6 protein-coding genes are annotated in these 5,150 nt (G+C 74.2%); 3 read left to right on the top strand and 3 right to left on the bottom strand.

All coding sequences use genetic code 11. The features are described from left to right. A partial coding sequence (locus ACFY00_RS38000) for an adenosylhomocysteinase (RefSeq protein WP_388038818.1) occupies positions 1 to 111 on the top strand: 111 nt, incomplete at its 5' end. Between the two features lie 66 nt (positions 112 to 177). On the opposite strand, the gene ACFY00_RS37995 is transcribed toward ACFY00_RS38000, so the two are convergent. Continuing rightward, complete coding sequence (locus tag ACFY00_RS37995; RefSeq protein ID WP_388038815.1) at positions 178 to 1,203, bottom strand: hypothetical protein; 1,026 nt, start codon at positions 1,201 to 1,203, stop codon at positions 178 to 180. Further along, positions 1,200 to 1,712, bottom strand: coding sequence for a SigE family RNA polymerase sigma factor (locus tag ACFY00_RS37990; RefSeq protein WP_388038812.1), 513 nt, complete (start codon positions 1,710 to 1,712; stop codon positions 1,200 to 1,202). Before ACFY00_RS37990 ends, ACFY00_RS37995 begins: the two co-directional genes overlap by 4 nt. Positions 1,713 to 1,818: 106 nt before the next feature. On the opposite strand from ACFY00_RS37990, the gene ACFY00_RS37985 reads away from it, so the two are divergent. Further along, positions 1,819 to 2,433, top strand: a complete 615-nt coding sequence (locus tag ACFY00_RS37985) for a hypothetical protein (protein ID WP_388038809.1) — start codon at positions 1,819 to 1,821, stop codon at positions 2,431 to 2,433. Positions 2,434 to 2,486: 53 nt separating this feature from the next. Here ACFY00_RS37985 and ACFY00_RS37980 read toward each other — a convergent pair whose 3' ends face one another. After that, entirely contained in the window at positions 2,487 to 3,497 is a 1,011-nt protein-coding gene (locus tag ACFY00_RS37980; protein WP_388038808.1) for an RDD family protein, read from the bottom strand. Positions 3,498 to 3,746: 249 nt separating this feature from the next. Here ACFY00_RS37980 and ACFY00_RS37975 point away from each other — a divergent pair, with 249 nt between their 5' ends. Next, positions 3,747 to 4,751 carry a stage II sporulation protein M gene (locus ACFY00_RS37975; RefSeq protein ID WP_388038806.1) on the top strand — a complete coding sequence of 335 codons (1,005 nt, stop codon included), beginning with the start codon at positions 3,747 to 3,749 and terminating at the stop codon, positions 4,749 to 4,751. Positions 4,752 to 5,150 lie beyond the last annotated feature (399 nt).

Raw genomic sequence — 5,150 nt, 5'->3', positions numbered from 1 at the left:
CTGCACCTGGACGCCCTCGGCGTCAAGCTCACCACCCTCACCCAGGACCAGGCCGACTACATCGGCGTCCCGGTCGAGGGCCCGTACAAGGCCGAGCAGTACCGCTACTGAGTCGGCACGCGCCGGTGCCCGGCACCCCCTTCGCGGGGTGCCGGGCACCGGCGCGTCCGGGCCGCCCTACGGCAGCACGTCGGCCGACCAGGCGCCCTCGTCCGTGCCGCGCGCCACCACCCGGTTCAACCAGACCGGCAGCGTGGCGTCCGCCCCCGACCCCGGCTGCGCCTCCTCCACGCACCGGCGCACCCCGCCGTCGGACGCGCAGACCGCCGGACCCGGCACCTCGCCCGGCTCCGCCGACACGGTGACGTAGTGCGAGCCGTCCTGCTGGAAGCCCACCTCGGCCCGCCACCCCGCCCCGTCGTGCACCGACCGGCGCAGCGACGCCCGGGTGACCACCGTGTCGGCCGGCAGCGAGGACAGCGCCAGCGGCATCGGCGGCACGTACCGGCCCGGCACCACCCCCGCCGCGATCCGCAGCGGCACCGACTGCCGGTCCGCCTCCGCCAGGCCCGAGCTCTCCAGCTGGTACCAGATGCCGTCCGCGCCCCGGAAGCGCAGCAGGTTCGTCGCCGCCGCGAACGCCGGATCGCTCGACGACACCCAGTACGCCTCCTGCCCGTTCACCGGCGGCGCCCCGATCCGCAGGCCGTCCCCCGCCCCGATCAGCGGGTCCACGTCCGGCGTCACCCCCTCCGGGAACGCCGTCAGCAGGAACTGGCCCCCGCCGTGGCCCCCGCCGCCCGACGCCGGGCCGACCAGGGCGACCACGTCCGAGCCGCCCGGCCCCGAGCGGTACTCCACCGCCGAGACCGACTCCGGCAGCCAGCCGAACCGGGCCGGCACCGCCAGCACCGTCCGCCCCGTCACCGGCGCCCCCTGATCCGGCCGACCGGTCGCGGTCGGCAGCACCGACGGGACCTCCGCCGGGCCCGCCCCGCCCCCGTCCCGCAGCACCACCAGCGACCCCGCCGACAGCACCACCGCCGCGGCCGCCGCCACCACCGTCCAGACCCGCCGCCGGTGCCGCGCCCGGCCCCGCAGCACCGCCAGCGCCGGATCCACCCGCGAGGGCGGCGCCGACCGCTCCTCCGCCGCCACGTACCGCGCCATCCGCACGGACAGCTCCTCCCCGTCCCCGCTCATGCCCCGGACCTCCCCAACGGGCGCAGCGCCGAGGAACGCCGCAGCGTCTCCAGCGCCCGCGAACTCTGGCTCTTCACATTGCCGCTGGAACACCCCAGCTCGGCCGCGGTCTGCTCGACCGACAGGTCGCAGTAGTAGCGCAGCACCACCGTCGCCCGCTGCCGCGGCGGCAGCGCCGCCAGCGCCTCCCGCAGGTCCAGCGACACCGCCAGGTCCGGCTCCGCGAGCACCGGGTCCTCCGGCGGCCGCGCCGCGGGCCTGGTCCGCCGCCACCACGCGGTGCGCTGCTCGGCCAGGAACGTGTTCACCAGCACCGTCCGCGCGTAGCCGTCCCGGTTCTCCGCCCGGCCCGCGCGGCCCCAGTGGGTGTACAGCTTCGTGATGCTCTCCTGCACCAGGTCGTCCGCACGGTGCCAGTCCGCGCACAGCAAGTACGCGACCTTCCGCAACCAGACCGCCCTGGAGGCCACGAACGCGGTGAACTCCTTGTCCCGCGTCAGCTCCGCCATCCCGGCGCCCCTCCTCCCGAGAACCGGTGGCACGACCGCACCACCGCCCCCCTGATGCGACCCGCCCCCGAGAAGGTTGCACCCCCGGTTACGTAGGCTTCCCCCCATGCCGAACGGCCGCTACTCCCTCCACGACCCGCACGACGGAACCCCGCTCGGCGAGGAGCGCTTCCAGTGCGCCCCCGGCCCCGCCGGCTGGCGCTACGTCGCCAAGCGCTACCGCCCCGACGGCACCGTCCAGGGCACCACCGACCTCACCCTGGACGCCCGGCACCGCCCGATCCGGCTCGAACTCCGCTCCGGCGGCTGGCAGGTCCGCGGCGGCGCGCTCGACGGCGTCCACTGGGTCCGCGCCGCGGCCTCGGGCACCGAGGAGGCCGCCGAGGGGGAGGACCGGGCGCACGCCTTCACCGGCGACTCCCCGGCCTTCCTGGTCGCCACCGCCCGGCTGCTCGACCTCGCCCCCGGCACCGACGCCCGGATCCGCCTGGTCTCCTTCACCGGCGACGCCCTCGCCCCCCGCACCCTCGACCAGGGCTGGCGGCTCCACTCCGTCCAGGACCACCCCACCGACAGCGGCCCGCTCCCCGTCGAGCACTACCGGGTCACCGACCTCGACACCGGCGAGGTCCGTGACCTCCACCTCACCGGGGACGTCCTGCTCGGCGCCCCCGGCATCGAACTCGAGGAACTCGACTCCCCGCCCAACCCGCGCCGCTGACCCCACGGGGCCGCGGCGCGGGTTCGGTCCGGTTCGCTTCCGGTCCGGGGGGCTCAGGCGGGCGGCGCGAACCCGCCGCCGGCCTCCCCGGTCGGCTCGGCGGGCTTCGCCGCGGGCTCCTCCGCGGGCTTGGCGAGCGCCACCGCGCCGGGCTGCGGCGCCTGCGGGTACCCGAGCTGCCGCACCGGCGGCGTCCGCTCCGAAGCCGGGGCTGCGGCCTGCGCCGGGACCGCCCCGTACGGGGCCTGTGCCTGTGCCTGCGCCTGCTGCTGCGCCAGCTGTGCCGTGTACGCCGCGTGGGCCGCCGCCGAGGCCCGCTCCCACTCCCGGCGCTGGCGCTCCATCAGCACCGCCCCCAGGTACACCAGCGAGGGCAGCCCCGCGGGCACCGGCCAACCCGTCCGCTGCGCCATGTCCGCGGCCATCCGGTCGCCCAGCGCGGCCGCCACCGGCTTGTCCAGCTCGTGCATCCGGCCCAGCACCTGGCGCGCCGACAGCCACAGGCCGTCCGGCACCGCGGACAGGTCCAGCGCCACCAGGTCCGCACCCAGCGCGTGCATCACCTGCGGCGGCACCGGCGGCACCGCGCCCTGGTCCCGCGCCCCCTGCGGCAGGCGCTCCCGGATCACCATCGTCCCGCCGAAGATGTCGCCGAGCCGACGCCCCTCCGCGGAGAACAGCGAACTGAGCACCGCGGGCATCGCGAGCAGACCGAAGTCGATCACCCCGACCAGCCCCCGCACCAGCGCGTGCCGGAACCGGATCGGACCGCCGTCCGTCCGCACCACCCGCAGCCCCAGCGCGATCTTCCCCAACGACCGCCCCTGCGACAGGGTCTCGACCAGCGTCGGCAGCAGCACCGTGCAGAACACGAGCACCCCGATCGCGAACGCCGCCTGGGCGGCGTCCTCCAGGTCGGAGAGCCCCATCAGCAGACCGACCGCCAGGATGACGTACGCCACCGTGTACACGGCCCAGTCCAGCAGCCGGGCCAGGGCCCGCGACGGCAGCCTCGCCGTCCGCAACCCCAGGACGACCGCTTCACCGGTCACCAGCTCGCTCACGCCACCCACCCGCTCCGCTCCGCGGCCCGTCGGCGACCCCGCGTCGCACGACCCGACCCCCTCGACCAACAGCGGCAAACATAAGGCCGTACACCCCCGGCGGGTAACCCCGGGCCGCCACTCGTCGTCACGCTTCCGGCATCCCTGCCCCGTCGGCCCTCCGGTCTGGCAAGCTAAGCCCGCACCAGCCCCGGCAGCACACCAACCAGTTGCAGCCGCAGCCCCGCCGCGCCCCCGGAGAGAACCGCCATGGACCTGGACGTCTTCGTCGCCGCCCACCAGGCGGAATGGCACCGTCTGGAGGTCCTCAGCAGCCGTCGCCGCCTCACCGGCGAGGAGTCCGACGAGCTCATCACCCTCTACCAGCGCGCCACCAGCCACCTCGCCCAGGTCCAGGCCGCCGCCCCGCACCCCGGCATCGAGGGCCGGCTCACCACCCTGGTCGTCCGCGGCCGCAACGCCGTCGCGGGCGCCCGCGCCTCCTCCTGGCGCGACGCCGCCCGCTACTTCACCACCAGCTTCCCCGCGATCCTCTACCGCGCCCGCCGCTGGTGGCTGACCGTCGGCGCGGTCTCCTTCCTCCTCAGCGCCGTGATCGCCTGGTGGATAGGCACCCACCCCGAGATCGTCAGGTCCCTGATCTCCCCCGAGCAGTACGAGCAATTCACCAAGCCCGGCGGCGAGTTCGAGACCTACTACACTGAGCACCCGTCGGCGAACTTCGCCGCCCAGGTGTGGACCAACAACGCCTGGGTCGCCGCCCAGTGCCTGATCTCCGCCGTCCTGCTCGGCATCCCGGTCCTGTACATCCTGTTGGAGAACGTCCTCAACCTCGGCTTCGGCGTCGGCGCCATGGCCTCCGCCGACCACCTCCAGCTCTTCCTCGGCCTGCTCATCCCGCACGGCCTGCTCGAAATGACCGCCATCTTCGTCGCCGGAGGCCTCAGCCTCCGCCTCGGCTGGACCGTCGTCGACCCCGGCCCCCGCACCCGTGCCGTCGCCCTCGCCGAAGAGGGCCGCGCCGTCATCGGCTCCGTCATCGGTCTCACCGCCGTCCTGATGGTCACCGGCTTCATCGAAGGCTTCGTCACCGGCTCCGCCCTCCCCGACTGGCTCCGCATCGGCATGGGCCTCCTCGTCGAGGCGCTCTTCCTGCTCTACGCCCTGGTCCTGGGCAAGCGCGCCGCCGCCACCGGCGAGATCGGCGACGTCGAAGCCGCCGACCGCACCGACCACCAACCGATGGTCGGCTGACCGCCCCTCCGGCGTGGCGTGGTCACGGGCGCCCCGCCAAACCTGGTAGCCTGATGATCAACCCGGCGGGACCATTGACGTGATCCCCATGGGCTAGTAGGTTCGAACGGTTGGGAGCCACTGGACATCCAGTCCTCCCCGGCGTAGTGTCTACGACACCGCCAATCGAGGCAGCGCGTCCGAGAGGATGCTGGCCCGGTCAGGCAAAACCCCGAAGCGGAGCAGCGCAGAGCTTTTGATAAGGTCTGCAGCGAAGTCGAAGGAATTCCCACTCCAGCGGGAATGGAAATCGGAGCGAAAAACCTCTGATAAGCTGGGAACACGAAAGAACGAAGCGCCCGGAGGGTCCGCAGGGATGCGGCTCGAAGGAAGCGTCCGTTCCTTGAGAACTCAACAGCG

The organism is Kitasatospora sp. NPDC001540 (assembly GCF_042894345.1).
In the GTDB taxonomy this organism is placed as follows: Bacteria; Actinomycetota; Actinomycetes; order Streptomycetales; family Streptomycetaceae; genus Kitasatospora; species Kitasatospora phosalacinea_C.
Note: the sequence above shows the minus strand (reverse complement) of the source record. Positions and strands in the feature narration are given on the sequence as shown.

What these genes read in the sequence shown, in the direction of transcription:
- ACFY00_RS37995 (WP_388038815.1), bottom strand. Translation starts at nt 1,203, where the DNA reads ATGAGCGGGGACGGGGAGGAGCTGTCCGTGCGGATGGCGCGGTACGTG.
- ACFY00_RS37990 (WP_388038812.1), bottom strand. Translation starts at nt 1,712, where the DNA reads ATGGCGGAGCTGACGCGGGACAAGGAGTTCACCGCGTTCGTGGCCTCC.
- ACFY00_RS37985 (WP_388038809.1), top strand. Translation starts at nt 1,819, where the DNA reads ATGCCGAACGGCCGCTACTCCCTCCACGACCCGCACGACGGAACCCCG.
- ACFY00_RS37975 (WP_388038806.1), top strand. Translation starts at nt 3,747, where the DNA reads ATGGACCTGGACGTCTTCGTCGCCGCCCACCAGGCGGAATGGCACCGT.